Consider the following 26,207-nt stretch of genomic DNA (forward strand, 5'->3'; position numbering starts at 1 on the left):
CCCCTGCCCTTGACATCGGCGCAAGCTGCCGTCTGGTACGCCCAGCACGTGACCCCCGATCTGCCGTTCACGATCGCCTACTGCGTCGAGATCACGGGTGACCTCGATGTCGACGCGCTGCGCCTCAGCTCCACCACCGCCCTGGCCGAGTATCGGTCGTCCACCCTGCGCGTCCGGGACATCGACGGCCGGCCGTGTCAGACCTTCGTGGAAGCGACGCCCGACGTCGACGTGCGTGATCTCCGAGAACTCGACGACGCCGCCGACGCCGCCCGCCATGCGATGCGCAGCGCCTGTGACGACCTCCTCCCGTTCGACGGGCCCCTCGTGACCTCGACCGTGTTCCGCGTGCAGGACGACCGCGTCCTCTGGTTCACCCGCGCGCACCACATCGCCCAGGACGGACACACCAGCATGTTGGTGCTGGCGCGCACCGCCGACCTCTACGCGGCGAGCGTGCACGGAAAAGCCGTTCCCCCGATCGACATTCCCACACCGGAGATGCTGCTCGACGAGGACGCTCGGTTTCGCGCGTCAGCCCGCTCGACACGCGACGAGACGTTCTGGGCCGAACTGGACGCGGTGTCCGCGCGATCCGCCGTTCGACTCGGGCGCGTCCATCGTCCGCGCCCGGTCTCGGTCCGGACGGGACCAGGGTCGGCAGTTCCTACCGACACGCCCGAGGCTGCCGGCCCCTCGACGTCATATGCGACCACGGCGACGATGATCGCCGCCTTCGCCGTCCTGCTCTGCCACATGACCGGTGCTCGCGACATCCGGTTGTCCCTCCCGATCTCGGTGCGCGCCGATGCGATCAGTAGGCGCGCGGGGTCCACGATGTCGGCAGTCGCACCGCTCGTTCTCACAGGTATCGGTGACGGGACAGTCGGCGACGCGATCGCTCTCACGGAGAAGTCACTCAGCGCCGTGTTGCGGCGGTCCAGGACCGCTGTGACGGCCCGACGAGTCGCCGCGGCAGGCGCCCCGGGGCACGAAAGTTTCGGTCCGACGGTCAACATCATGATGTTCGCCGAGGACCTGCCCATCGGCGACCTGTGCGGCACGTTGGAGATTCTGACGACGGGTCCGGTGCCGGACCTCGCGGTCAACATTCATCCCGCCGTCTCCGGTGGCGCACCCCGCGTCGACATCGAAGGCAATCCCGCTGCCCACACCGCCGCGGATCTCGACAGGCTGCGTCGTCGCTACCTCCGACTGTCGGCAGAGTTCACTCGCCCGGAAACCTCCGACACCCTCGTCTCCGCACTCGACATCCGACTTCCCGGAGAGATGGACTCGGCACCCGCATCGGTCGGACCGACCGCGAGCGTGCCGACGACACTGGCCGACGTGTTCGATGCCGCCGTCCTGCATCACGGGAACTCGCCGGCCATCACGGGAGACGGCCGAGTCGTCACGTATGCGGAACTGGCCACCCACGTCGATGCGCTCGCGCGCATACTGCGCGAACGCGGGCTCGGACCCGAAGATCCTGTGGCTGTTCGGGTTCCGCGCTCGGTCGAGGCGGTCGTGGCCTTCTGGGCAGTCATTCGTGTCGGCGCCGCGTACGTGCCGATCGATCCGGACCTCCCGGTCGCGCGCGCCCGGTTTCTTCTCGAGGACAGCCGGGCGACGACGGCACTCGGAGACGCCGGGCCACACGTCGGCAACGGCGTCGGCCCGGTGTGGATTCCACTCGTCGACCGTGCCGCGACACCCAGATCGGGTGCCCTGGTCGGGTCGATCCGCCGAGATCCGAGGACCGCCGCGTACATCATCTACACCTCCGGTTCGACCGGCGCCCCCAAGGGAGTCGTCGTGACACACAGCGGTATCGGGTCGTTGGTGGATCACATCCGATCGCACTACGGCCTCGACACCTCCTCGCGTGTCTGCCTGTCGGCCGCGCCGGGATTCGACACCGCGGTGGTCGAACTCCTGGCAGCCGCCGCGACCGGATGTGCCCTGGCGGTCGCGCCGCCGAACGTGTTCGGTGGACCGGAACTCACCGACTTCGCAGTGCGTGCCGGCGTCACGCATCTCTTCGTCACCCCCTCCGCTCTCGCCACACTCGACATCGACCGGGCTGGGTCCATCGGTACCGTCATCGTCGGCGGAGAGGACGCGCGGGATGACCTCATGACCCGATGGTGTTCAGGTCGAGTGCTTCTCGATGCATACGGCCCGACCGAGACCACGTGCAGTGTCACGATGACCGGGCCCCTCGCCGACGGGGATCCATCTGGAATCGGGCGCGCCATGACCGGTGTACGCATTCATCTGCTGGATGCACAGCTTCGACCCGTCACTCCCGGCGCGATCGGTGAGATCTACATCGAGGCGGCTGGTCTGGCACGCGGCTATCTCGGACGATCTGCGATGACCTCGGCTCGCTTCGTAGCCGATCCGTTCTCGCCCGACTCACGTCTCTTCCGAAGCGGCGATCTCGCGCGGTGTCTCGTGGACGGCACTCTCGAATACCACGGTAGAACGGACGATCAGGTCCAGATCCGCGGCAACAGAGTCGAACTCGGTGAGATGGAGAGCGCGATGCGTCGGCACACCGCCGTGTCCGCTGCCGCGGTACGGGTCGGCCGGAGGTCCGACGGCACTGCTCGACTGGACGGTTATCTCGTTCCGGTGGGTGCCGGCGTCGATGTCGACGACATGCGTCGGTTCCTGTCACGCAGTCTCCCTGCACACATGATTCCGAGCACCATCACTGTCGTCGAGGCCATGCCCCTCACCGCCAATCGCAAGGTGAACAGGGAGGCCCTTCCCGAACCCGAGGTTCCCGTGAGCTCGACCTCCGCGCCGTCCGGCGCGATGCAGACGCTCGTCGCTCGAGCATTCTGCGAGGTACTGGAGTCGACGACGGTCGATGTCGCACTCTCGTTCTTCGACATGGGTGGGGACTCACTGGCAGCCACGCGCGTGGTGTCGCGTCTGCGCACCGCCACCGGGACGGACGTCGGGGTACGGGACATCGTCGACGCGCCGACAGTCCGTGCGCTCGCTGCAGTCCTGGACTCCAGAGTCTCAGGCTCACCGGAAGAGCGCGTGACCCGTGCACGAGAAGGTCTCGCGAACGCTGCGCACGGAGTTCCCCTGGCTCCACAGCAACGGGACATCGATCGCGATTCGCCACTCCCCCTCTATAATCTGCCGTTCACCCTCGACATCACAGGACCTTTCGACGTCGATGCCGCATCGCGAGCGTTCGACGATCTGATCGAGAGACACCCGACGTTGCGGACGACGTACCCGGATTCACCGGACGGGCCCCGTCAGGTCGTCGAGCGAGACCCGGAGCCTGTCACGATCGACGCGCTTCCCTTCACCGAGACGACCATGCGCGACATTCTCGCCGCTCCCTTCGACGTCCGGTACCGACGCCCCTTCCGAGTTGCGATTCTTCACGTCGCGCCGGACCATGCGGTACTCGCGTGCGTCGTGCACCACATCGCTGCGGACGGGTGGTCACTCGGGATCCTCGCGGCCGATTTCACCATTGCCTATCGCGCTCGAACCCGAGGTCGTTCACCGGATCTCGTGTCGATACCTCTGAGCTATGGCGATTACAGCGTCTGGGCGGCGGCCCGTCCGACGAGCGGAGATCTCAGTTTCTGGGCCGACGAACTACGCGGAGCGTGTTTCACCGCGACTCTGCCCGCCGGCCGCCCCCTGCCCTGTGTCTGGTCCTACACCGCGGCGCGAGACACCACCCACGTCGACAGCGAGACCGTCCGACACATCGACGCCGTGGCGCGACAGTGCGGCGTCGGACGTTTCACGGTTCTCAGAACCGCACTACTCGTCGCACTGAGCAGAGCGACGGGAGCCGAGGACATCGTCGTCGGCACGCCGGTCGCCGAACGGAACGATCCGGCGCTCGAACAGATCGTGGGCACGTTCACCACCACGGTGCCCGTTCGTACCGATCTGACGTCGACGTTCTCGATGTCCGATGTCGTGCGGTCCGCGCACGCGAGCGAGACACGGGCGCTCGACCACACGTCGGTACCTCTCCACGCCATCGCAGCGCAACTCGATCCAGGACCACACCCGTTGCGGCACCCTCTCTTTCAGATCGCACTCTCCTACGACGTGATGCAGGCGGACGTCGTCACGCTGGACACCACACCGGACGGGACGCCGACCAGAGCCACGGTTGAGCCTCGCCCCCTCGACACCGCGAAATGCGATCTGCACGTTCACGTCGTCGAGCATCGCGAGTCGCCTGGCGATCGACTGGAGGTGGCCATCGTGTATCCCACCGCGGTGTACGACGCCCCGACGATCGAGGATTTCGGCCGGGAACTCGCCCGCGCACTGCAGGACCTGATCGACGAGCCGGGAGCGTCGTGGCGCCGGGAGACCATGGTCGACCGGCGGACCGACCAGTTACTACACGATCTGTAGTATGTGTTCGTGTGGCACGGCGCCGCGCATCCGACCATCGGAGCTCCAGTGTCGACGATCAACGGTCTGCCCGCCCACATCCTGCTGGTCCACTTCATCGTCGTTCTCGCGCCGCTGACTGCCGTGCTCGCCATTCTCGCCGCTGTCGCACGACCCGTCCGATCACGCCTGGTGTGGCTGATCGCTGTGTCGGCCGCCCTCACCCTGATCCTGACGCCCCTGACCACCGACGCCGGCGAGTGGCTCGAAAAGCGGGTGCCGCGATCACCGGAGGTGCACGCGCACACAGAGCTGGGTGACGCGATGATCTATTTCTCGGTCGCCCTCGCCGTCGTGGCGGCCCTGGTGGTCGCCGTCCATCTGAGGGAACGCCGGGGCGGGTCCGTGCGACACCCCTTCACGATCGCCGTGGCGGTCCTGGCGATCGTCGTGGGCGGCGCGACCATCGTCCAGGTGTACCGGATCGGTGAGTCGGGCGCCCGCGCGACGTGGAGCGACGTGCCCGCAGCGGGGGTCGAGAGCAGCGAGTGACAGACAGGTCCGTCGCCCCTGACTCAGTGCAGGACCGAGGTGGCTGTCTCTCCACTCTCGGGCGCCACGACGTCCTGTGTGACGTCCGCGAGAATGCCGATCACCATGGCCATCACCACGACGACGACGGCCACCGCAGCGATGACGGGCGCGTTCCGCGGGCGGGGAGCAGGGGCGCTGAGAGCTAGAGCCCGGGCGACGACATCGCCGCCGGCGCCGGGCACCGTGTAGTAGACCGTCTCCCGATCGACGCCGCCACGCAACAGCGCCGCTCGGGCGAGTGCTGTCATGACGGTGACCCTGTCGGAGGCCTCTGCCGCACATTCGTCCGCGTGCCGTTCGACGGCATGTCGCACCCGTGCCACGGACGGACACAGAACGGGGTCGAGCAGTGCGGACACCTCGACCGCCTGGGTCCACAGAGCGTGGCGACAACGTAGATGTGCCCGCTCGTGGTCCAGGACTGTGCGGACCTCTGCATCCGACAGGGCGTCCAGTAGACCGGTCGTCACCACCACGGCACCCCCACCCGAGGGGACCGCGAAAGCATCCGGCTCGGACGTCTCGACCACGACCACTCCGTCGGAGCGCGCAGCGACCCTGCCGAACCGTGCGGTGCGACGGGCACTGGCGACGACCCGACGAAGATGGCGCACGACGAGCACTGCTCGCCACGCCGACCACAGGATCACGGCTGCACCGATCACGGTCGCCGGCCACGTCGACGATGAGAGGAGAACAGCGGCGACAGCGACCAGTGACGCGGTCACCGAACACGCCGCCACGGTCGTCAACGATGCGAGCACCACGACCGCCCGGGCCGGGGACACGTCACGATCGACCCTGCGGCACCAGAGCCGCACCATCACCGACAGTGTCCACGGTGCTGCCGCGACCACGACGAACCCGATCACGATTCGTTCGTGTCCGGGGAACCGTGACGAGACAGCAGTTCGCGTAACACGAGCTCGTCGTCGGGGTCGAGACCGGACACGAAACTGGCGAGAACATCCGCCCGAGCCTCACCGGCGTCGAGTTCCGAACGCATCCGCATCGCTGCACGCAGAGCCGGCAGATCTTCGTACGGCGCGGTCAGGCGGTAGACGAACGATCGACCCTGTCGCTCCCTGGTCACGAGACCCTTCCCGTGAAGTCGGACCAACGCGGTCATCACCGTCGTGTGGGCCAGATCGTCCTCGAGGAGTGTGCGTACTGCGGACACCGAGAGTTCGTCGTGCTGACCGAGAAGCCGGAGGACCGCCTTCTCCAATGCACCGGGTTCCCTACGCATCGGCCCGGGTGCGTTGCCTCGACATACAGCGAGTGTAGTGGGCACCTCGCGTTTCCGACTGCCGACGCATGGCCGTCCGAGTTCGGCTCGCGGCGACTGTCAGACCTCGCGAACCGTCTCCGCCCGTGGCGCACGGAGCTCCAGCACGGCGGTGGTGCGCTCGGCGTCGACGGGTCTGCCGAGCAGGAACCCCTGCGCCAGATCGCATCCCGTCTCGGCGAGTGCATCGAGTTGCGCCCGGGTCTCGACGCCTTCCCCCACGACGGTCATCTCGTACGCCTTGGCCAACGCGACGATGGCGGTGACGACCGCGCGGCCCCGCCGGGTGTCGAGTGCGTCGATGTATCCCTTGTCGATCTTGAAGCACTCGAACACCGGAAACCGTTCGAGGTAGGCCAGGCTGCTGTGACCGGCGCCGACGTCGTCGAGGAGCAGCGCGACGCCCATCTCGGTCACCGCGGCGAGGTTCCGGGCGACGCGTCCGGTGTCGGCGAGCCACACCGTCTCGGTCACCTCGAGCCCCAGTGCCTGTGGCGGTAGGCCGGTCTCCCGGAGCACCGACGCGACCCGGCCGGGGAACGCCGGATCTCGCAATTGGAGCGCGCTGACGTTCACCCGCACGGTGATCGAGAAGTCCCTGCGCCATCTCGCCGCCTGGCGGCACGCAGTGCGTAGCGCCCAATCCCCCAGTACCGCAGCCAGACCGGTGCGCTCGGCCACCGCTACGAACTCGGACGGCTCGATCTGCCCGAGCGTCGGGTGATTCCAGCGTGCGAGTGCTTCGACGGACACCACCTCCCCTGTCGCGATGTGCACCAAGGGTTGGTACGCGAGGGTCAACTCGTCCTCGGCCAGGGCAGCCCGCAGGTCGACCGACAGGGAGCGGACGCGGTCGGCGTCGTAGTGATCGTCCTCGGCGTCGAAGACGGCATGCGCTCCGCCGCCGCCGTCCTTGGCGCGGTGCAGCGCCAGATCGACGCGCCGCAGCAACTCCCGCACCGTGACGCCGGGCTCGGACACCGCGATACCTATCGAGGCACTCATCGGAATGGGGGCATCGGCCGCGGACGGCGGCGCGGCCAGCGCAGCGGTGACACGGAACGCGAGATCCTCGGCGTTCCGGGCGTCGTCGAAGCCCCCGCAGACGACGAGAAACTCGTCACCTCCGAAGCGATACACCGCGTCCCGCGTTCGGACCGCAGCGACGAGACGCTCGGCGAACCGGACCAACGCGCGGTCCCCGGTGTCGTGTCCGAGGCTGTCGTTGATGATCGCGAAATCGTCGACGTCGAGGAGGAGCAACGCCACCTCGTCGCCCTGCGCACGCGCACGAGTCAACGCATCGCCCACCGCCGAGTAGGCCCGCGTGCGGTCCGGAAGTCCCGTGAGTGGATCGTGATCGGTCTGTTCCCGGAGAAGCCGCGAGAGGTCGACGCGTTCGAGCGCTGCGGAGAACACTCCGGCCACCGCCGACAGGAAGGCGATGTCCGTGTCGTCGAACAGATTCGGTTCCGCCCCGAACACGATCAGCGCGCCCCACACCCCGGCGCTCGTCGTGATCGGCACAGCGGCGCCGCTGCGAAAGCCGACCGACGACATGGTGGACGTGTCGAACCGTGTCTCTGTCTCGCCGTCCGAGCAGACGGTCAATCGACCGTGCGCCAGAGCGAATCCGGCCAGGGAGCCGGCGCCGGACCGCACCTCGACATCGGTGCGCAGCACATGGGTGACCGCGTCGATGCGCAGAAACGGATCCTCCGGACTCTCGTGCCGAGCGAGCGCCGCGGACGCCACCCCCACCAGGGTCGCCGCGGTGGAAGTCGCTGCGGCGGACACCTCGTCCAGGTCGGCGGAGACGGCGAGCCCACTGAGCCTGGCGAGCGCGGTCTGCGCCAGCGCGAAGCGTCGGGATGCACGAACGTCCGCGAGGACACGGGCGGGGATCGTCACCATCACTCCGTTCGGCGTCTGTGAGTCGATGGTCGGTTCGACCACGGGCACACGTCACGAGCGACAAACCCCGACATTCACGGCTTATGACCCGTCCAGCATCGCACGTCGATCGTTCCGTGGCCGTGCGAACGCCGACGGAGCCGAATGCACTCGTGTCAGGGGGCGGTCGGATAGTGACCGTCGGGTGCGTTGCTGACCACCAGGCTGCGACCCCGAAGGTCGTCGGGGAGCATGTCACGCCATCGCAGCGCCTCGTCGAGGTCGGTACTGGTCCACAGAGCCGACACCAGTTCGTCACGTCCCGTCGCGCGCGGCGATCGCAGTTCCACCGTGTACACGTACGGCAACGGATGGGGGCCGGTCATCGATGGTTCCCAGTCCGCGCGGTCGACTATCCGGCCGTCCGGACCCTCGATGTACTGCACCCGTGCTCCCCAGGCCGCGCAGTACGCGCGAGCCGTCCGCACCGCCGACGACACGTCGGCCGCTGCCCGCACCACCACGGTGTCGCGGTCGTCGATCAACCACACCAGGAACCGACTCGAGGGTTCGATGTCGGACGTGCCCATCACCTCGAGGAAGTCACACGAGCGCGGCGTCGTTTGAGTGCGATGAACCATGAAACACATTCGCACACGATCGCCGATCGGGATGCGTGCTCTTCCTCACCACGCGTGGTGAGGGTCCGGCGCCCGGTAGTCAGTCCGGGAACCCGACTCCGGCGAGCTCGGTCGACAGTTCCCAGACCCGTCGCGCCTCCGCACGATCGCGCAGCCGCGAGTACAGCTTCTGCGGTCCGGGACGCCCACCGAGGTGCCCGAGTCCCGCCGGCCCGTGGAAACTTCCGGACGTCACGTCGACGGCGGTCGCCGCGTACAGAGCCGGCAGCGCAGCGGTCTCGGTGGTGCCGACCAGTAATCCGCGACGGGACAGGGCCTCGATCACGCGACGGCTCGTCGTCTGCGAGGTCCGGTCGAGCTCGGGTCGCGCGGCGAGCAGACCTGTCGGCGCGATTCCGGGGTGCGACAGATGACTCGAGATACCCCAGCCACGCTGCGCGCTGAGCCGTCCCAGTTCGAGGCCGAACAGTCCGAAGGCGATCTTCGACTGGCTGTAGGCGCGCATTCCGTCGTACGACCGTTCCCAGTTCAGGTCGTCCCAGTTGATCGATCCGCTGTTCGCGGCAATGCTGATCTGTGAGACGACGCGGGCGCGCCCTGCTCGCAGCAGGGGAAGCAGACGGCTCACGAGCGCGACGTGGCCGAGGTGGTTCGTACCGAACTGCAGCTCGAATCCGTCCGACGTCGTCCGTCGCGACGGTGGAGTCATCACGCCGGCATTGTTCACGAGGATGCCGATCGGTCTGCCCTCCGACGACAGCGTGTCCGCGAGTGCGGACACGGAGTCGAGCGACGAGAGATCGAGGCGCCGGAGTGAGACGTCGGCGCTGGGATGAGCCTGCCTGATCGCGTCGATCGCCGCCTCCACCTTGCTCTGCGAGCGAACGGGCAGGACCACCTCCGCCCCTGCTGCCGCGAGGCGACGGGAGAGGACGAGGCCGATGCCGTCACTGCCGCCGGTGACGACAGCTCGGATACCGGAGAGATCGGGGACGGCGATGTCGATGGTGCGTCTCATGGGTCGCTCCTGATGGGTGTGAGGTGTCGTGTCGACGACGTGTGACCTCACCGTGCCGGGGTCCTCCCCCGACAACCAGGACTCGTCGATCCCCCGATGGCCGGGTCACCCCTTGCGCGTGAGAGGGGGATCGACAGACCCTGGTCGGCGCACGCGCCACGCGATAGGAAGAAGCAATGGAGATCGACAGAGCAGGGGTGGCCCAGTTTCTCCGGGGTCGCCGCAGCGCACTGCAACCCGAGGACGTGGGTCTTCCGCGAGGGCTGCGACGTCGGACCGACGGATTGAGGCGCGAAGAGGTCGCGGGACTGAGCCACATGTCGACCGACTACTACGCCCGTATCGAGCGGGAGCGAGGACCCCAACCGTCCGAACAGATGGTCGCCTCGATCGCACAGGGACTGCATCTCTCACTACCCGAACGCGACCACTTGTTCCGGCTCGCCGGCCACACCCCACCGACGCGCGGGGCCGTCGGCGATCACATCGGTCCGGGCCTGCTGCGCATATTCGACCGACTGCACGACACTCCCGCCGAGATCGTCACAGAGTTGGGAGAGACGCTGCGGCAGACGGCACTCGGTGTCGCGCTCACCGGTGATCAGTCCGGCCGCACCGGGCCCTCGCGCAGCATCGGGTATCGGTGGTTCGCCGACCCGGCGAGCAGGAACCTGTACGCCCCCGAGGATCACGCGCACCTCACCCGAACATGGGTGTCCGGCCTACGCGAGGTCGCCACTCTTCGCGGACCCGACTCGCGCGCTGCGCGTCTCGCGGCGACGCTGCTTCAGGAGAGCGACGAGTTCCGCACCGTCTGGGAGCGGCACGAAGTAGGAGTGCGGCCGGCCGAGACGAAGCGATTCGTCCACCCGGATCTCGGCCGCCTCGAACTGTCCTGCCAGACGCTCGTCGATCCGCTGCAGTCCCATTTCCTTCTGGTCTACACCGCATTTCCCGGCAGCCCGAGTCACGAGAAGCTTCAGCTGCTCCCCGCGCTGGGAACACGAACGTCCACGACACCGGGCCCGTGACGAACACGCAGTCACGTCGAGGAATCTGTGCCATCAGCCGAACGACCGCCTGCTCACAACTCGATCCGCCCGGTGCGGTCGTGGAACTCCCCCGTGGGTCCGTCGCTGCCGAGCAGGGCCAGGCGAACGGTGGCGTCGGTTCCCTCCGCGACGGTCTGATGCCCGGTGTTCCCGTTGAGGTCGGTGGCCGTGTAGCCGGGGTCGGAGGCGTTGATTCGCATCTCGGGGAGGTTCTTGGCGTACTGCACGGTGAGAGCGATGACGGCTGCCTTCGAGGCGGCGTACGGGATGGCGGCGACGGGGAACTCGTCCCGACCGGGATCCTGGAGGAAGCGGCCCATTCCCACACCCGAGGCCACGTTGACGATCACCGGGTTCGACGACTGCCGCAGCAGCGGCAGCGTTGCTTGCGTCACCCGGACGATGCCGACGACGTTGGTGTCGAGGGTGTCCGCCATGGAGTCGGCGTCCAGGTCGTCGACACCGCCGCCGTGTCCGATGACGCCGGCGTTGTTGATCAGGACGTCCAGTCGGGGAAGTGACGACACCGCCGCGGTGACCGAGTCGGTGTGCGTCACGTCCAGCCGTACCACGTGTGCGCCGAGTGCGCGGACGTCGTCTGCCCTGTCGGGGTCGCGGACGCCGGCGTACACGTCGACACCGGAGTCGACGAGTCGTCGCGCCGTCTCGAGTCCGAGGCCCTTGTTCGCTCCCGTGATGAGTGCTGTTGTCATGTCTCGATCCTGTGGCCCGGTGACGTGCAGGTCCAGGTACTGCCGGTACCACCCGCGCTCCGGCGACGCGGTGCACGATGGTGTGCATGAGTGAACTGTCGACGGTGCTCCGGGCTTGGCGGGACCGGACTCGACCGGAGGAGGTCGGCCTGTCCGCCGTCCCCGGCCGACGAGCACCCGGACTGCGCCGTGAGGAACTCGCCACGTTGGCGTCCATCAGCGTCGACTACATCGTCCGCCTCGAGCAGGGGCGGGCGCGGCACCCGTCGGCGCAGACCGTCGCCGCGTTGGCGCGAGCGCTGCGACTGAACGACGAGGAAGTGGATCACCTGTATCGGGTGGCCGGACTGGCATCACCGAACGGGCGCCTCGTACCGCACCACATCGGGCCCGGAGTGCGGCGCATGGTCGACCGCCTGGACGACGTGCCACTGGCGGTCTTCACGGCCGCGTGGGACATCGTCCATCACAACGGCCTCTGGGCAGCCATCAGCGGGGACCCCGCACTGCGACACGGTGTCGACCGCAATGTGGTGTGGCGCCATTTCACCGACGACTTCACCGGCGTCGGCTACGACGACCGGCATCACGAGGAATTCGGCGAGGACCTCGTCGCCGATCTCCGAGCGGCACACGCCCGCTATCCCGACGACCCGTATCTGACCACCCTCGTCACCCGACTCCGGGCGAGGAGTGCGGACTTCGACGCTCGCTGGGGTCGCGCCACCATGTCGGTGCACAAGGCAAGCCGCAAGGTGATGACGACGCCGGTGGGACCGATCGCCGTCGACTGCGATGTGCTCACGGCACCGGGCAGCGATCTGCGCATCGTGGTCTACACCACCGTTCCCGGCTCCGAGGACGAGCAACGTCTGGAGTTGCTGTGCGTCGTCGGCACGCAGACTCTGGTGTGAGCCGGTCGCGCGGAGCGGGTCAGGAGCGGCGAGTACCGATGCCCCGCGACACGAGATCGGCCACGAACCTCTGTGTCAGCGCGTCCGATTCCGCCCCGACCATCACGACGACCGACCTCGTCAGTGGAGGTGTCATCGACTTGACGATCCCGGCGAAGCGAGCGGGAACGGCGGTGGCCGGCACGAGCGCGACCCCCAACCCTGCGTGAGCGAGTTGTGCTGCCGTCGTGGCATGTCGAGTGTGCGTGACAGCGTCGAACTGGACTCCGTGCGTTGCAGCCACGGTGTCGAACCATCCACGAAGGCCGTTCGACGGGTGGTAGTGCACGATCGGCCTGCCGGCGAGGTTCGGCCAGGAGACGGCGTCCTCGTCGGCGAGATCGAGACCTTCCGGAATCACGACCAGGATCTCCTCGGTCCCGATCTCGGTCATCGCTGCGGACCCGCGCGACGGCGCCGGCCCCACTGCGATGTCGAGGTCGCCGTCCGTGATCGCCGTCGCCATCGCGTCGGCGCTGGTGTACTCGGTCAGATCCAGACCGATGTCCGGGTGCTTCCGGGTCCAGGTGCGCAACGTCGGCGCCAGGATCGGGACGGTCATGCTCTCCGCACACCCCAGGCGTAGCCGGCCCGCATCACCCTGTGCCGCAGCGTGTCCGGTTCGCAGAACTCGCTCGGCCGCTGCCAACGCGATCCGCGCATCGACGAGAACGGCACGGCCGATGGGCGTGAGACGCACGCCTCGCGGAAGCCGCTCCAGCACAGGACTCCCGATCTCCGACTCCAACGACGCGAGGTGATGGGAGAGCGCGGGTTGCGACAGATGCAGCTGGGCTGCTCCCGCGGTGACAGAGCCGGCGTCGACGACGGCCACGAAGCATTCCAGGGCTCGCAGAGTCGGCACCGATGGAGCGTATGTCAGCGGCGCATGCTCACGTCGGGGCGATCGTGCGACTCGTCGTCGCCGGGATGCGACGGGAGGGGATGCGAGGGGAGAAAGACCAGCGTCAGCACACCGGCCACAGCGGTGACCATCCCGGCGACGAGACTGCCGGTGGTGAAGCCGTCGACGAAGCGTTCGCGTGCGAGATCGGACAGTTGCGACCCGAGCAGTGCCCCGGTGGCACCCAGCGAGTCCGCCGCCTGGCGTGCGGCTTCGAGCGCGGCGCCCACCGACTCCTGCGCGGGTTCCATCAGGACGGTGGGCAATTCGGTCGTGTCCAGCCCGTCTCGGTACACCGACAGAGCGACCGACCCGATCACGGCGACACCGAGTGTTCCGCCGAGCTCGCGGGTGGCATCGTTGACCGCTGATCCCATCCCGGCCTTGTCGGTCGGAACGACTCCCATGATCGCTTCCGTCGCAGGGGCACTCGTCAGACCCAGGCCTGCGCCCAGCAGCACCATCTGACCCGCGATCTGCAGGTAGGACGTGCCCGTGTCGATCTGCGAGATCCACAGGAACGCAGCCGTCAACGATGCCAGGCCGGCGGCCACCACGATCTTGGAACCGACCAGTACTGCCAGGCGAGGACCCACCAGCGAGAACACTGCCAGCGATCCCGCGACGGGCAGCATGCGCACGCCGGTCTCGAGGGCACCGAAGCCGCGCACGGACTGGAAGTACTGGGTGACGAGGAAGATGAACCCGAACAGCGCGAAGAACGCACTGGTGACCGCCCCACTGGCAGCCGTGAAGCGCATGTTCGTGAACAGCCGCACGTCCAGCATCGGGTGGCGAGCGCGCGACTCCCGGAGAACGAAGGTGACCAGCACTGCGGCGGCCACACCGAATCCGAGCGCCGTCGACGCCGAGGACCACCCGCGGTCGGGGCCTTCGATGATGGCGTGCACCAGTGAACCCAGGGCCAGCACGGACAGAAGCAAGCCCGACTTGTCCAGCGGCGGGGTCGACGGATCACGGGAGTTCGGCACGAAACGCACTGCGAGAGCGATGGTTGCGACAGCAGCGAGGCCGTTGAAGACGAAGATCGATCCCCACCAGAAATGTTCGATCAACGCCCCACCCACCACGGGTCCGACCGCGACCGAGACGCCGGTCGCCGCGCCCCACAGTCCGATGGCCATGACGCGTTCGGACCGCTCCTGGAACACGTTGGTCAGAATCGACAGCGTCACCGGGTACACCACGGCAGCCGCGACACGACCCGGAACAGATCGCCGCCCAGTTGTGGAGCCTGGTACACGGGTTCGTCTCGCTCGAAGCGGCCGGCCACTTCGCCGATCACAGCGACGCAGTCGCGAGCGTCCTCGCGCCCATGGCTGTCGCCCAGCTCGTCGGTATCGGCGACGACCGCGCTCGGGCGACCCGCGGAGCGCTCGACGCCTACGCGACCTGGACCGCGACGGCAGTCGAGTAAGAGAACGCCCTGCCCGCTCGAGAGCTCGCCGATCGCGACTGCGACAACCTCGCAACCCCGGATCGCGGCGCGCGGAGATGGGCACGGGCCCGGCGACCCCCTCGTGCCCGTCGTCGCACCGCCCTCACCTGCGTGATTGACATCACAAGGACGTCATACTACTTTCAAACTGACATCAGTTCAGGAAGTCCACTCGCACCGACAGCCGAGCGGCCCTGTGAGTCCGAGAGAGGTCTGACCATGCGGAGGATTCCCCGAGCCATCGCCACCGTTGCCGTGGCAGCGTCGGCGTTCGCGCTCACAGCGTGCGGCGGCAGCACCACCCCGTCCGGGCCCGTCGAGGGCAGCTGGGACGACGTCGTCGCCGCGGCGAAGACGGAGGGCAGCGTGATGCTCTACTCCAGCCAGAAGCCTGCGAACCTCGACGCGCTGAAGGCCGCGTTCACGCAGAAGTACCCGGAGATCTCCATGGACTTCGTGCGCGGAACGGATTCCGAGATCAATCCCCGTGTCGAGACCGAGAACCGCACGGGTACAGGCATTGCCGACGTCCACATGGTGACCGACGCGTCGTGGATCGCCAGCGCGTCCGAGTCCGGCACCTTCTCCACCGAGATCGTGGGTCCGGACTTCGACGCACCCGACTACGACCGCGCGGCCAGCGTGAAGAACGACCGCTTCTTCCTCTCGTCCGCCGCTGTCTTCGGCCTCGGGTGGAACACCGCCGCGGTGCCCGACGGTCTCGAGACCCCGCAGGACATTCTGGACCCGGCCTACCGCGGCCGCATCGGCATCGTCAATCCGACGGGCATCGCGTCGTACGTCGACCTGTATCGGCACTACGCCGAGAACTACGGCGAGGACTACTGGGACAAGCTGGCCGAACTGCAGCCGCGTGTCTACCCGAGCGCCCTGGCCGTCGCGCAGGCCCTGACGTCGGGTGAGGTGGTGGTCTCGCCCAGCGTCCAGCCGCTCGTCACCGAGGTCGACGCGGGCGCTCCCGTCGATTGGGTGCTGCCGGAGAACCCCTGGGGCACACCGTGGTACACCGAGGTCCTGAGTGCGGCGCCGCATCCGAACGCGGCTCAGGTCCTTGCGGACTTCATGGTGACCGCCGAGGGACAGGCCGCGCTGAACGGTGGCTACGCCGCCGCGCTGCCGGATGTTCCGGGCGCCGTCGAGCGGGCACAGAACATCGCCTCACCCGATCCCGCCGATCTGACCCCCGAGAACGTCGACCGGTACTCGCAGGAATGGTCGCAGCTCTTCCAGTGACGGGGACGCGACCGCTCTCGACCATCCGAACTCGTCATCCAGGGAGGTGATCATGGACGCTCGGACAGCGCCTTCACACGGCTCCCGTGTGCTCGTCACCGGCGCCGCGCGCGGCATCGGTGCGGCATGTGCCGCGCGCTTCGCCTCTCTCGGAGCGACCGTGTACGTCACGGACGTGGACGACGAGGGTGGTCGCGCGGTCGCCGACACCCTCGGACCGTCGGTTCGCTACCTGCATCTGGACGTGGCGTCGGAAGCCGAGTGGGACGCGTGCGTGCAGAGAATCGAAGCGGACGGTGGAGGCCTCGACGTGCTGGTGGCCAACGCCGGGGCGGCGCACCGCGGCGACATCGCCGACACCTCACTGGCCGACTTCCGCCGCATGCTCGACATCAACCTGGTCGGCACCTTCCTCGCCCTCAGGACGGCGAGCACCGCCGTCAAGTCCGGCGGTTCCGTGATCACGGTGTCGTCCCTGCGCGGAATCCTCGCGACAGCGAAGCTCGGCGCCTACGGCGCCTCGAAGTTCGGTGTGCGGGCCCTCACCCGAGTGGCTGCGCTCGAGCTCGCCGAGCGGGGGATCCGAGTCAACTCGGTGTGCCCCGGAAGCATCGACACCGACATCACCGGTAGCGAGGACTTCGCCGACCACGATGTCGCCGGCTATGTGCGCACCATTCCGATGCAGCGGCGGGGCACCACCGGCGACGTCGCGGACGCCGTCGTGTTCCTCGCCGGATCCGAGAGCAGCTACATCACGGGAACCGACCTCGTCGTCGACGGTGGTCTGGCGGCCGGCGCGCGAACACCCACACACACCTCTGGACAGAAGGCATGAGATGACCGATCGCTTCACCATTTCCGGACTGACCAAGACGTACGGCAGCACGAAGGTCGTGGACGGTCTCGACATCGACATCGAGCAGGGCGAGTTCCTGGTTCTTCTCGGCCCGAGTGGCTGCGGGAAGACCACCACGCTGCGGTGCCTCGCGGGGCTCGAGACACCCCAGGGCGGGCGTATCTCGTTCAAGGACAGGACGGTCTTCGACGCGGACCAGCGAGTCGACGTCCCCGCGCACAAGCGCAACATCGGCATGGTCTTCCAGTCCTACGCCCTGTGGCCGCACATGACGGTGCGCCGCAACATCAAGTACCCCCTCGACGTCCGCGGACTCACCAAGTCCTTCGGACCGGGAGCCGTCGAGGCAGCGGCCGACATGGTGGACTGCGGCGCACTGCTCGACCGGTATCCGTCGCAACTCAGTGGTGGCCAACAGCAGCGCGTGGCGGTCGCCCGCGGGCTGGTCGCGCGTCCGGACCTCATCCTCTTCGACGAGCCGCTCAGCAACCTCGATGCCCGGCTGCGCGATCAGGTCCGGTCCCAGATCCACCGCCTGCACCGCGAACTCGGGTTCACCGCCGTGTTCGTGACCCACGACCAGTCCGAGGCATTCGCACTGGGCGATCGTCTGGCCATCATGAAATCGGGTCGCATCGAGCAGCTCGACACGCCGTCGAGCGTGTTCGAGAACCCCGGCTCGGACTACGTCGCGGCATTCATCGGCATGGCCAACAAGCTCGAACTGCGCAGGGCGCACGACGGCTGGCAGACCTCCGCGGGTGACGCGATCGATCTCCGCGACTCGGTGGTCCGCGATCGTGCCGACGAGGGCGATTCCGCGGTCGCACGGCTGCGTCCGGACGACCTGCTCCTGCACCGCAGCATGGCCGAGGTTCCGCCCGGCCACGTCGGACTGCACGCCGCCCTCGTCGATCACGAGTACGGAGGTCGGCACTTCGATGTGACCGTGCGGTCCGGCGCCGAGACACTCACCCTGCGTGCGTCGGCCGCCGAGCACGGCCTCGCGCTGCGTTCGGCCGAGCCGGGTGACGCCGTGGTCGTCTCCTTCTCCCCCGCAGCACTGCGGGTGTTCCCCTCGGCGCCCTCCACCGCGACAGCCGCGGACACCGCACCCGTCGCCGCAGCAGTGGGGAGCGCATCGTGACCGCCACCCTCACACCCCCCGACACCGACACGACGCCGCCGCCGGCGGGACGACGGTCACGGCTGACCGGCCCCTGGCGTGCCCGGCTCGGTTACGGCATTCTTCTCGCCGTTCTCGCCTATCTGGTCGTCCTCCCCATGGTGCGTCTGCAGATGCTCGCGTTCGAGGACGGAGCGCGGGGCTACCGCAGCCAGTACGGACGGTTCGACATCGCCCAGACACTGTGGACGACAGTGATTCTGGCGCTGGGATCGCTCGTCATCGCGCTCGTTCTCGGCACCCTGCTCGCCTACGCCGCGAGCCGCCTTCCCGCGCGACTGGGGTTCCTCAAGATGATCCCCATCCTGCCCATCGTGCTTCCCGCGGTCGCCAACATCGTCGGCTGGGCCTTCCTGCTGTCACCGGGACCCGGCTACCTCAATGTCGTACTGCGCGCGCTGCCCTGGTGGAGCGATCTCGAGAGCGGCCCCGTGGACGTCTACACGGTGCCGTGGATCGTCATCCTGACCGGATTCGGTCTGACGTCGTTCGTCTATCTCTTCGTGTCCTCGGGGATGGACAACATCAGTTCGGAGCACCTCGAGGCCGCACGGATCAGCGGATCGTCCTCGATGGGTGTGTTCTTCCGTATCGTTCTCCCCCTGCTCCGTCCGTCGCTCATCTACGGCGGTGGTATCGCGTTCCTCCTCGGGCTCGGCCAGTTCACCGGACCACTCCTGTTGGGTCAGAACAGCGGAGTGAAGGTCCTCACCACCGAGATGTACCGGCGGGTGTCGGAATCACCGTCCGACTTCGCGGCCGCCGCAGCTGCCGGTTCACCCCTCGTCCTGTTCGGACTGGCGCTGGTTCTGGTGCAGAAGATGTTGCTGGGCAATCAGAGCCGGTTCGTCACTCACGGCGGCAAGGCGTTCTCCGCACCCTCGGGCCGCGGAACGTGGGCGGCCGTCACCATCAGTGTGTACGCCCTGTTCGCGCTGCTGATCCCCATCGTCGGACTCGTCATCGTGTCGCTGACCCCGTACTGGTCGGACACCCTGACCCTGGATCTGTTGACGCTGGACAACTTCCGGGCCCTCATCTCCGACGACGCGATCGTCTCGTCCGTACTCACCAGCATCCTCACGTCCCTCGCCGCGGTGGCCGTGTGCATCCCCATCGGGTACGTCATGGCCAACCTGTTGGTCCGCGGTCGACGCTTCCGCGTCCTGGGCATGATCGGCGACTTCATCACCGCCCTGCCACTGGGTATCCCCGCGGTCATCTTCGGTGTGGGGTTCCTGCTCACGTACACCGAACCTCCGTTGATCCTCTACGGCACTCGCACGGTGATCGTGCTCGTCTACATCGTGCTGATGTTGCCGTTCTCGGTCCGACTGCAGATGACGGCGATGCTCGCGCTGGGCAACACCTACACCGAGGCCTCGGCCACCAGCGGCGCCTCGCCCGTGGTGACCAATCTTCGGATTCTGTTGCCACTCATGCGAGGAGCCATCTTCGGCGCCGTCGCCCTGATGTTCATCCTTCTGACTCACGAGTTCGCCGCCTCGCTGCTCGTCCGCGCCTCGACGACCCAGGTCATGGGCACCCTGCTCTACGACATGTGGCAGAACGGCTCGTACCCGCTCGTCGCGGCGATGGCGCTGCTCATGACCGCGGTGACCACCACGGGAGTCGCGATCGCCATGCTCGTCGGCGGTCGCAACGTCCTCAGCAAGCTCTGAAAGGCCCACCATGCCCGAAGGCAGTACCCGTCTGACCGACAAGGTGGTCCTCGTGACCGGCGCCACCGGCGGGATCGGTGTCGACATCGTGACGAGGCTGGCGTCCGAGGGAGCCAGCCTGATCGTCACCGATGTCGACCAGAGCGCCTGCGACGCAGCGGTGCACGCGCTGGAACGCCCCGACTCGCATCTGGCGTGCGCGCTGGACATCACCGACGAGGAGCAGTGGGCGGCGACCCTCGCCCTCGTGGAGGACCGTCACGGCACGCTCGACGCCGTCGTCAACAACGGTGCGATCGGATCGCTCGCCACCGTCGTCGACGAGACGGTGGAGCAGTATCGCCGCGTCGTCGAGGTGAGTCAGACCGGTACGTGGCTGGGGATGAAGCACGCCGGCGCCCTGATCGAGCGGACCGGCGGCGGATCTGTGGTCAACATCTGCTCCATCCTCGGCAGCGTCGGCGGACTGGGCAACAGCATCGCCTACGCCGCGGCGAAGGGTGCCGTGCGGACCATGACGAAGAACGCGGCGCTGCACTGGGCCCGCCTCGGGGTGCGGGTCAACTCGATCCACCCCGGTTTCATCGCGACCCCGCCACTGCTCGCGCGCTACGAGGGCACACCGCGCCACGAGGCCATGCTGGCCGGCACGCCGATGGGACGACTGGGTTCCGGCGCGGAAGTCGCTGCCGCGGTAGCGTTCCTGGCCGGTGACGATGCGCGCTTCGTGACCGGTACCGAGCTGTACGTCGACGGCGGGTGGACCGCCGCCTGAGTCTCAGGCGACGCTGAACACGTCGACGCCGTCCTGGTTCTCCACACGCAGCACGCCCCAGTGGACGTCCAGATCGAGGTGGGCCAGGGTCTCGCAGACCGCGACCATGCGATCGAACGTTCCGAGATCCGCGAACGGGCGATCACGACGGGTCCACGGAAGGCGCTCGGCGACATCGAGGCCGGTCGCCCGGGTCAGGTCGGCGACGACCGCACGGGTCGCCGCCAAGCGGCGGGCGTGGTGATCGAGGAGTTCGCGCACGCGCGCGTGCAGACCGACACCGGTGTCCCCGTGAGCGGGCAGCACGGTGCGATCCCGATCGTCGAGCATCATCTCCAACGACTGCAGGTAGTGCCCCAGGGGCAGGTCCCACTCACCGAGTTCGAATCCGATCGACGGGGTGATGGTCGGCAGAACGTGGTCGCCCGTGTAGCTGATGTCTCGGTCGAGATCGTGGAACACCATGTGGCCCTTGGTGTGGCCGGGCGTGTGCACCGCGGTCAACCGGTGTCCGGGGATGTCGAGGGCGCCCTCGGTGAGCCACGCGTCCGGCGGCTCCCAGTCGTCCGAGTCGAAGTCCCCGTCGCTGGTGTCCAGGCGAACAGCTCGCGCGATGTCGTCGGCGCCGGCCCGTTCCAGCTCACGCAGTGACGATGTCGGCATGTTGGAGGCAAGCTCCCCGATGGCGACGATCCCCGGCGCCTCGGCCGACCCGAGGTGGATGCGGCAACCGTGTCGACGGCGGAGGTCGACGGCGAAGGTGTAGTGGTCACGGTGGACGTGAGTGACGAACACATCGTGTACGTCGTCCGGTCGGCAACCGAATTCGGCCAGCGCGGTGGAGAACTCGTCGTACGTACCCGGCCGTCGCCATCCGCCGTCGATCAGCGCCAGGCCCCTGTCGGTCTCCAGGGCATAGACGTTGATGGCACGGAGTCCGTCGGACGGCATCTGCAGTGGCACCCGGTGGATGCCGTCCGCGATCCGAACGGATCCCGGATCGGACCACCGGGCGGTCACGAGGTGGTCGACGTGTCGGCGACCATGGTCCGCTCGTCGCCGTACCAGATCATCCGTCGCCCACGCATGGTTCCGACGTGCTCGACGGCGACCTTCCACTCCGGACTGGCGAGCGCGGTCTCGAGATCGTCGCGCGAGGCGAAGCTCAGAATGGACAGTCCGTCCCACCCGGCGCTGCGCTCGTCTATCGAGTGGACGATGTCGATGTGCTGCCACCGCAGCAGGCCCGGGAGAGGGTAGGTCACCTCCGCGTGCTCACCGCGCCACCACGTCATGAACTGCTCGTGCGTCCAGTCGTTCGGACGGGCGGCGAGAACCATCAGATCGAACATGATTTCCTCCAGGGTGTGGTCAACATGAATTCGGTTCGGTATGGGTGGACGTGATCGACACGAATGACCGAGCCGGGCTCAGCGCCCAGCGGTCAGGGGCGCACCATCTTGAGCACCGCGGTGGTGACGGTCTCGGCGATCTCGTCGAGGGTGGCGGGGCCGTTCGGCCGGTACCACCGCCACACGCTGATGACGAGGGCGAGGACCAGGCGTCCCACCGTCTTCGGATCTCCCTCGGCGAAGACCCCGTCGTCCATGCCACTGGCGATCAATCTCGTCCACCGACGCTCGATCTCCTGGACCAGCTCTCGGGACTGGAGACGCTCGGCCTCCTCCTTCCCCGACTGCCGCTCCGTCGCCAGAAGGTCCATGTGGTTCTGCAGGATCCGGCGCTGCAGAGCGTCCAGCGGCGAGGCCTGGAGAGCTCCCGCGACGGCGGCTCGCAGTGCCGCCTCCGGGTCGCTCCGGTCGGCCGTGGCCGCGTCGAAGCGCTCGACGGAATCCGCCAGTTCCAGACGCATGATGGTGAGCAGACAGTGCGCTTTGGATTCGAAGTAGTGGTAGAGCGCGGTCTGGCCTATTCCGACCTCGTCCGCCACCGACGCCCACTTGGTGTGGTCGTAGCCCACCCTGCCGAACTGCTCGATGGCGACGGTGAGAATACGAGACCGCTTGGAGCGCGGGCTCTCGCGGCGTGCCGTCGTTCCGACGCTCATCGCGGCACCCTCGAAGACTGGCCCGGCCGGCCTCCGGCCTCCCCGCAACGTGTCAGCATCGTGCTCATGTTACTCGTCCCGAGGTGAATTCGGATCGGGAACACCGGCGAGACGCGCTGCCATCCGCACGGCATCGGGTCGGGAGAGCTTCCCGACACGGTTCTGCGGCAGATCGTCCACAGCGAAGACGTACTCCGGCCAGTTGTGTCGTGGCACGCCGCGACGGGACAATCCGTCCGTCACCTCGGCCAGACCGAGAGCGCGTCCGTCGGTCACCACGAGGGCTCCGGCGCGCTCGGACAGCAGCTCGTCCGGGATCGGCACCACGCAGACCTGCACGATGCCGGGGACGCCGGCCACCGCCGCCTCGACCTCGTTGATGTCGATGTTGCGACCACCACGGATGATGATCTGCTTCTGCCTGCCCATCACGGTGATGGTGCCGTCGGTCGCCACCTCGACGAGGTCACCGGTCGGCAGGTATCCGTCGTCGGTCAGTGTCGGTGCCGCGACCTGTCCTCCCCGTGCGTACCCGACGAACATCGAGGGTCCGCGGACCTGCGCGTCACCGATCTCCCCGGTGCCCACGTCCTCCCCCGCACCGTTCACGGCCCGCACGATCGTGCCGGGGAACGGCCGTCCGTCCGTACCGAGGCGAAGTCGAGGATCGTCGTCCGGGGTCGCGGTCGTGTGACCGAGGCACTCCGACATGCCGAACACCCGGAGGAACGTAGTTCCCAGGAACTGCTCGGCCCGTTCGAGAGCCGACGCGTTCATGGGCCCGCCGCCGACCGTCATCGCCCGCATCCCCGCGAGTCGACCGGCCCCGTTCTCGACGAGGGACAGCTGCAGCGCCATCGTCGGCACCAGCATCGTCCAGCGGACGTCGTGGGCGGCCATCGCGTCGAGTGCGGCCGCCGGTGACCACTTGCCGATCGACACCATCGGTCCGCCCACGAACAGCGGCAGATACATCCCGAAACATGCTGCGGCGACGGAGGACAGGGGGACGAAGGCGCCCACCGCGTCGCCCGGCCGCAGACCCACGGCGTCCCTCGTGCACGAACAGGCGTAGCGCAGTGCGTCCTCGGACTGGACGACGCACTTCGGGCGACCGGTGGATCCGGAGGTCATCGCGATGACACTGCCTCCGTTCCAGCGCGACACACCTCGCGGATCACCACGGCGAGCACGCAGATGACGGTCACCGACCGCCGCGTCGCCCGACGGGAAGTCCTGGTCGGACACCCCCCACTGTTCGAGTGTGCGAAGGTCGGCCACCACCATGTCGGGGTCGACGTCCTCGACGGCGAGCACGAATTCCGATGCTGTGGCATGCGGGCTGAGCACGGCGACCACGCCTCCGCGCAGACCGACCGACAGTGCGGTGGCCACCGTCTGCCAGGTGTTGTCCGCCTGGATCAGCACAGTGGGAGGTGTGGGGTCGTGCTGTGCCATGTGCTCGGCTCCGCTTTCGGCGGCAGCCATCACGTCGGCCAGTCGATGGGTGCCGTGCAGGTCGATCACGGCGATCGCGTCGGGGTGTTCCCGGACGCGGTCTCGCAGTTCGAGCGCGAGAGTCTTCACTGACGGTGGTCCTTTCCGGCATCACGTTCTGGGGTGGGCTCGTCGGACGTGGTGGGCAGGAGCACGGTTCGGCCGGCGTCCTCCCCGGCACGCAGACGCGCATAGGCGTCGATCGCCTCGTCGAGAGGTCGCGTGGTCACCTCGGGCAGCAGCGCCCCGGACTCCGCGAGCGCCACCACCTCCACCAGATCCGCCCGACTGCCCCAGAAGGGGGCCGAGACCTGCCACCCGGCGGCGATCCCCCGGTTCTTGGCCACCGACACGGACCCCCCGGCGCCCCCCACCACGACGAGGCGTCCTCCGGGTACGAGCGTGGCCAGCCCCTCGGCCATCGTGTCGTCGCTGCCGACGAAGTCGAACACCACGTCGACGCCCCCGAGATCTCTCGTGGCAGAGGCCGCCTCGGCCAGTGACGAGTACACCGCGGCGGCGCCCATGGTCGTCGCGGATCTCCGAGCCGCGTCGCGCGGATCGACGGCCACCACGTGGCCGGCTCCCAGCAGCGACGCCATTCGGACCGCGAGGTGACCGAGACCGCCGACACCGACGATCACGACCACGGCGTTCGAGTCGAGGAGGTCGGCCTGACCGCTGACGGCGTGATGCACGGTGGCGCCCGCATCGGCGAGGGGCGCTGCGAGTTCCGGTGCCAGGGAACCGGTGTCGACCAGCACCCCGCCGTGCGGAACCACCATGTACTCGGCCAGTCCGCCCGGCGCGCCGAGGCCGTTGCCGATCACGGCGAGCCTGCCGTCGACCGGCCGCAGTGCCAGACAGTAGTTCTCCCGACCCCGGCGGCAGTTGCGGCAGGTTCTGCAGGACCACACGCCGTGGACGACCACGGACGATCCCACCGTGCTCCCGTCGGCATCGGGGCCGGCAGCGACGACGCGTCCGGCCACCTCGTGTCCCAGCGTGAGTGGCAACGGGTAGTCGAACCGTCCGGCCGGCGCATCGCAGACGGACAGATCGCTACGACACAGACCCGCCGCCGTGACTTCGAGCAGCAACTGCTCGCCCGTCGGTTCGGGAACGGGAATGTCCCGCAGCTCGGGAGCGGAGCCCCACTCGAGCAGTTGCACGGCCAGCATCAGCGCGCCGTCCAGCCGCCGTCGACCACCAGGGTGTGCCCGGTGACGTACGACGAGGCATCGGAGGCGAGGAACAGCACCGCGCCGTCCACCTCGCCCGCAGTACCCCCGCGACCGAGCATCGTGTTGCGCCGCACCCACCCGGCCGACTTCTCGTTCTCGAAGAGCCCGTCGGTCATCTCGGTGTCGAACCACCCGGGGACCACCGCGTTCATGCGGATCCGTCGTCGTCCCCACTGCCCGGCGAGTTCACGGGTCAGGCCGAGCACACCGGCCTTGGACGCCGCGTAACTCGCACCGCCGATGGGGGCGGTCGAGACGAGACCGACGACCGACGAGATGTTGACGATCGACACCGGGGCGGAGTCCGGCGTCGTCGAGGCGACGTGCACCGCCAGGTGGAAGCCTGCGAGGAGGTTCACCTCGAGGATCGCGGAGAAACCCTCCGCGGTCTCCTGCTCCGCGTCCGGTGGGCCGGGCATCCCGGCGTTGTTGATCAGGATGTCCAGGCGCCCGGTCTCTGCACGGCACCGATCCACCAGCGCTCGACGGTCCTCGTCCGAGGTCACATCGCATCGCACGGGAACGAGGCCCGGGACGGTCTCCGCCACCGCGGCCAGACGATCCGCGCGACGTGCCGCCGCGTACACCGTGGCTCCGGCGGCGGCGAGCGTCCGGGCGAACCCGAGACCGAGACCGGACGACGCTCCGGTCACCACCGCTGTTCGGCCGGTCAGATCGAACAAGGCGGCAGGACTCCGGGTGTCGTTCACTTCTGTCACGTCCACG

At 68.0% G+C, this 26,207-nt stretch carries 23 protein-coding genes and 1 pseudogene; 10 read left to right on the forward strand and 14 right to left on the reverse strand.

The features are described 5' to 3' along the window. Positions 1-9: 9 nt before the first annotated feature. Positions 10-4,422 (forward strand): amino acid adenylation domain-containing protein, encoded by a 4,413-nt coding sequence (locus tag QE449_RS18390; protein WP_307109335.1) that lies wholly within the window; start codon positions 10-12, stop codon positions 4,420-4,422. Between the two features lie 48 nt (positions 4,423-4,470). Further along, on the forward strand, positions 4,471-4,953 hold the full coding sequence (locus tag QE449_RS18395) for a DUF2231 domain-containing protein (RefSeq protein ID WP_222639846.1): 483 nt from the start codon (positions 4,471-4,473) through the stop codon (positions 4,951-4,953). Between the two features lie 23 nt (positions 4,954-4,976). On the opposite strand, the gene QE449_RS18400 is transcribed toward QE449_RS18395, so the two are convergent. The 5 genes from QE449_RS18400 to QE449_RS18420 form a co-directional block, all read right to left on the reverse strand. After that, positions 4,977-5,867 carry a M56 family metallopeptidase gene (locus tag QE449_RS18400; protein WP_307109336.1) on the reverse strand — a complete coding sequence of 297 codons (891 nt, stop codon included), beginning with the start codon at positions 5,865-5,867 and terminating at the stop codon, positions 4,977-4,979. Further along, positions 5,864-6,244, reverse strand: a complete 381-nt coding sequence (locus QE449_RS18405) for a BlaI/MecI/CopY family transcriptional regulator (protein WP_222639852.1) — start codon at positions 6,242-6,244, stop codon at positions 5,864-5,866. The genes QE449_RS18400 and QE449_RS18405 overlap by 4 nt, the downstream gene beginning before the upstream one ends. Before the next feature lie 99 nt (positions 6,245-6,343). Continuing rightward, entirely contained in the window at positions 6,344-8,239 is a 1,896-nt protein-coding gene (locus QE449_RS18410; RefSeq protein WP_307109337.1) for a bifunctional diguanylate cyclase/phosphodiesterase, read from the reverse strand. 113 nt (positions 8,240-8,352) lie between these two features. Then, positions 8,353-8,817, reverse strand: coding sequence for a hypothetical protein (locus QE449_RS18415; protein WP_307109338.1), 465 nt, complete (start codon positions 8,815-8,817; stop codon positions 8,353-8,355). Positions 8,818-8,896: 79 nt separating this feature from the next. Beyond that, positions 8,897-9,835 (reverse strand): SDR family oxidoreductase, encoded by a 939-nt coding sequence (locus tag QE449_RS18420; protein ID WP_307109339.1) that lies wholly within the window; start codon positions 9,833-9,835, stop codon positions 8,897-8,899. Positions 9,836-10,011: 176 nt separating this feature from the next. On the opposite strand from QE449_RS18420, the gene QE449_RS18425 reads away from it, so the two are divergent. Continuing rightward, the gene (locus QE449_RS18425) at positions 10,012-10,866 is read left to right on the forward strand and encodes a helix-turn-helix transcriptional regulator (protein ID WP_307109340.1); all 855 of its coding nucleotides are present in this window, start codon (positions 10,012-10,014) and stop codon (positions 10,864-10,866) included. A gap of 53 nt (positions 10,867-10,919) precedes the next feature. Here QE449_RS18425 and QE449_RS18430 read toward each other — a convergent pair whose 3' ends face one another. Further along, positions 10,920-11,600 (reverse strand): SDR family NAD(P)-dependent oxidoreductase, encoded by a 681-nt coding sequence (locus tag QE449_RS18430; RefSeq protein ID WP_307109341.1) that lies wholly within the window; start codon positions 11,598-11,600, stop codon positions 10,920-10,922. A gap of 86 nt (positions 11,601-11,686) precedes the next feature. Between QE449_RS18430 and QE449_RS18435 the strand changes: the two genes are divergently transcribed. Further along, entirely contained in the window at positions 11,687-12,514 is an 828-nt protein-coding gene (locus tag QE449_RS18435) for a helix-turn-helix transcriptional regulator (protein WP_307109342.1), read from the forward strand. 19 nt (positions 12,515-12,533) lie between these two features. On the opposite strand, the gene QE449_RS18440 is transcribed toward QE449_RS18435, so the two are convergent. Next, positions 12,534-13,418: a LysR family transcriptional regulator gene (locus tag QE449_RS18440; protein WP_307109343.1), complete on the reverse strand. Its 885-nt coding sequence runs from the start codon at positions 13,416-13,418 to the stop codon at positions 12,534-12,536. Positions 13,419-13,432: 14 nt separating this feature from the next. Beyond that, positions 13,433-14,665, reverse strand: a complete 1,233-nt coding sequence (locus QE449_RS18445; protein ID WP_373425244.1) for an MFS transporter — start codon at positions 14,663-14,665, stop codon at positions 13,433-13,435. A 14-nt stretch (positions 14,666-14,679) separates the two neighbouring features. Between QE449_RS18445 and QE449_RS18450 the strand changes: the two are divergent. The 6 genes and pseudogenes from QE449_RS18450 to QE449_RS18475 all read left to right on the forward strand — a co-directional run. Then, positions 14,680-14,895 (forward strand): annotated as a pseudogene (locus tag QE449_RS18450) (TetR-like C-terminal domain-containing protein); the annotation flags it as partial. A gap of 240 nt (positions 14,896-15,135) precedes the next feature. Further along, positions 15,136-16,170: an ABC transporter substrate-binding protein gene (locus QE449_RS18455; protein ID WP_307095785.1), complete on the forward strand. Its 1,035-nt coding sequence runs from the start codon at positions 15,136-15,138 to the stop codon at positions 16,168-16,170. Positions 16,171-16,222: 52 nt separating this feature from the next. Next, positions 16,223-17,008: an SDR family NAD(P)-dependent oxidoreductase gene (locus QE449_RS18460; protein WP_027504420.1), complete on the forward strand. Its 786-nt coding sequence runs from the start codon at positions 16,223-16,225 to the stop codon at positions 17,006-17,008. A gap of 1 nt (position 17,009) precedes the next feature. Next, a complete protein-coding gene (locus QE449_RS18465; protein WP_222639902.1) occupies positions 17,010-18,176 on the forward strand; it encodes an ABC transporter ATP-binding protein in 1,167 nt (388 codons plus the stop codon). A gap of 62 nt (positions 18,177-18,238) precedes the next feature. Then, complete coding sequence (locus QE449_RS18470) at positions 18,239-19,897, forward strand: iron ABC transporter permease (protein ID WP_027504422.1); 1,659 nt, start codon at positions 18,239-18,241, stop codon at positions 19,895-19,897. A gap of 10 nt (positions 19,898-19,907) precedes the next feature. After that, a complete protein-coding gene (locus tag QE449_RS18475; protein WP_307095788.1) occupies positions 19,908-20,672 on the forward strand; it encodes an SDR family NAD(P)-dependent oxidoreductase in 765 nt (254 codons plus the stop codon). 3 nt (positions 20,673-20,675) lie between these two features. On the opposite strand, the gene QE449_RS18480 is transcribed toward QE449_RS18475, so the two are convergent. The 6 genes from QE449_RS18480 to QE449_RS18505 form a co-directional block, all read right to left on the reverse strand. Continuing rightward, a complete protein-coding gene (locus QE449_RS18480) occupies positions 20,676-21,692 on the reverse strand; it encodes an MBL fold metallo-hydrolase (RefSeq protein ID WP_373425245.1) in 1,017 nt (338 codons plus the stop codon). Then, a complete protein-coding gene (locus tag QE449_RS18485) occupies positions 21,689-22,024 on the reverse strand; it encodes an EthD family reductase (protein ID WP_027504425.1) in 336 nt (111 codons plus the stop codon). The genes QE449_RS18480 and QE449_RS18485 overlap by 4 nt, the downstream gene beginning before the upstream one ends. 92 nt (positions 22,025-22,116) lie before the next feature. Beyond that, positions 22,117-22,740 (reverse strand): TetR/AcrR family transcriptional regulator, encoded by a 624-nt coding sequence (locus QE449_RS18490; protein ID WP_027504426.1) that lies wholly within the window; start codon positions 22,738-22,740, stop codon positions 22,117-22,119. 69 nt (positions 22,741-22,809) lie between these two features. Next, positions 22,810-24,327: a class I adenylate-forming enzyme family protein gene (locus QE449_RS18495; protein WP_307109344.1), complete on the reverse strand. Its 1,518-nt coding sequence runs from the start codon at positions 24,325-24,327 to the stop codon at positions 22,810-22,812. Next, a complete protein-coding gene (locus QE449_RS18500) occupies positions 24,324-25,418 on the reverse strand; it encodes an alcohol dehydrogenase catalytic domain-containing protein (protein ID WP_307095794.1) in 1,095 nt (364 codons plus the stop codon). The genes QE449_RS18495 and QE449_RS18500 overlap by 4 nt, the downstream gene beginning before the upstream one ends. Then, positions 25,418-26,200 (reverse strand): SDR family NAD(P)-dependent oxidoreductase, encoded by a 783-nt coding sequence (locus QE449_RS18505; RefSeq protein ID WP_307109345.1) that lies wholly within the window; start codon positions 26,198-26,200, stop codon positions 25,418-25,420. Before QE449_RS18505 ends, QE449_RS18500 begins: the two co-directional genes overlap by 1 nt. Positions 26,201-26,207 lie beyond the last annotated feature (7 nt).

It is taken from the genome of Rhodococcus sp. SORGH_AS_0303 (assembly GCF_030819335.1).
Lineage (GTDB): Bacteria > Actinomycetota > Actinomycetes > Mycobacteriales > Mycobacteriaceae > Rhodococcoides.

Coding starts and splice junctions, on each gene's coding strand:
- QE449_RS18405 (WP_222639852.1), bottom strand. CDS start 6,244: ATGCGTAGGGAACCCGGTGCATTGGAGAAGGCGGTCCTCCGGCTTCTC.
- QE449_RS18415 (WP_307109338.1), bottom strand. CDS start 8,817: ATGGTTCATCGCACTCAAACGACGCCGCGCTCGTGTGACTTCCTCGAG.
- QE449_RS18420 (WP_307109339.1), bottom strand. CDS start 9,835: ATGAGACGCACCATCGACATCGCCGTCCCCGATCTCTCCGGTATCCGA.
- QE449_RS18425 (WP_307109340.1), top strand. CDS start 10,012: ATGGAGATCGACAGAGCAGGGGTGGCCCAGTTTCTCCGGGGTCGCCGC.
- QE449_RS18430 (WP_307109341.1), bottom strand. CDS start 11,600: ATGACAACAGCACTCATCACGGGAGCGAACAAGGGCCTCGGACTCGAG.
- QE449_RS18435 (WP_307109342.1), top strand. CDS start 11,687: ATGAGTGAACTGTCGACGGTGCTCCGGGCTTGGCGGGACCGGACTCGA.
- QE449_RS18455 (WP_307095785.1), top strand. CDS start 15,136: ATGCGGAGGATTCCCCGAGCCATCGCCACCGTTGCCGTGGCAGCGTCG.
- QE449_RS18460 (WP_027504420.1), top strand. CDS start 16,223: ATGGACGCTCGGACAGCGCCTTCACACGGCTCCCGTGTGCTCGTCACC.
- QE449_RS18465 (WP_222639902.1), top strand. CDS start 17,010: ATGACCGATCGCTTCACCATTTCCGGACTGACCAAGACGTACGGCAGC.
- QE449_RS18475 (WP_307095788.1), top strand. CDS start 19,908: ATGCCCGAAGGCAGTACCCGTCTGACCGACAAGGTGGTCCTCGTGACC.
- QE449_RS18485 (WP_027504425.1), bottom strand. CDS start 22,024: ATGTTCGATCTGATGGTTCTCGCCGCCCGTCCGAACGACTGGACGCAC.
- QE449_RS18490 (WP_027504426.1), bottom strand. CDS start 22,740: ATGAGCGTCGGAACGACGGCACGCCGCGAGAGCCCGCGCTCCAAGCGG.
- QE449_RS18500 (WP_307095794.1), bottom strand. CDS start 25,418: ATGCTGGCCGTGCAACTGCTCGAGTGGGGCTCCGCTCCCGAGCTGCGG.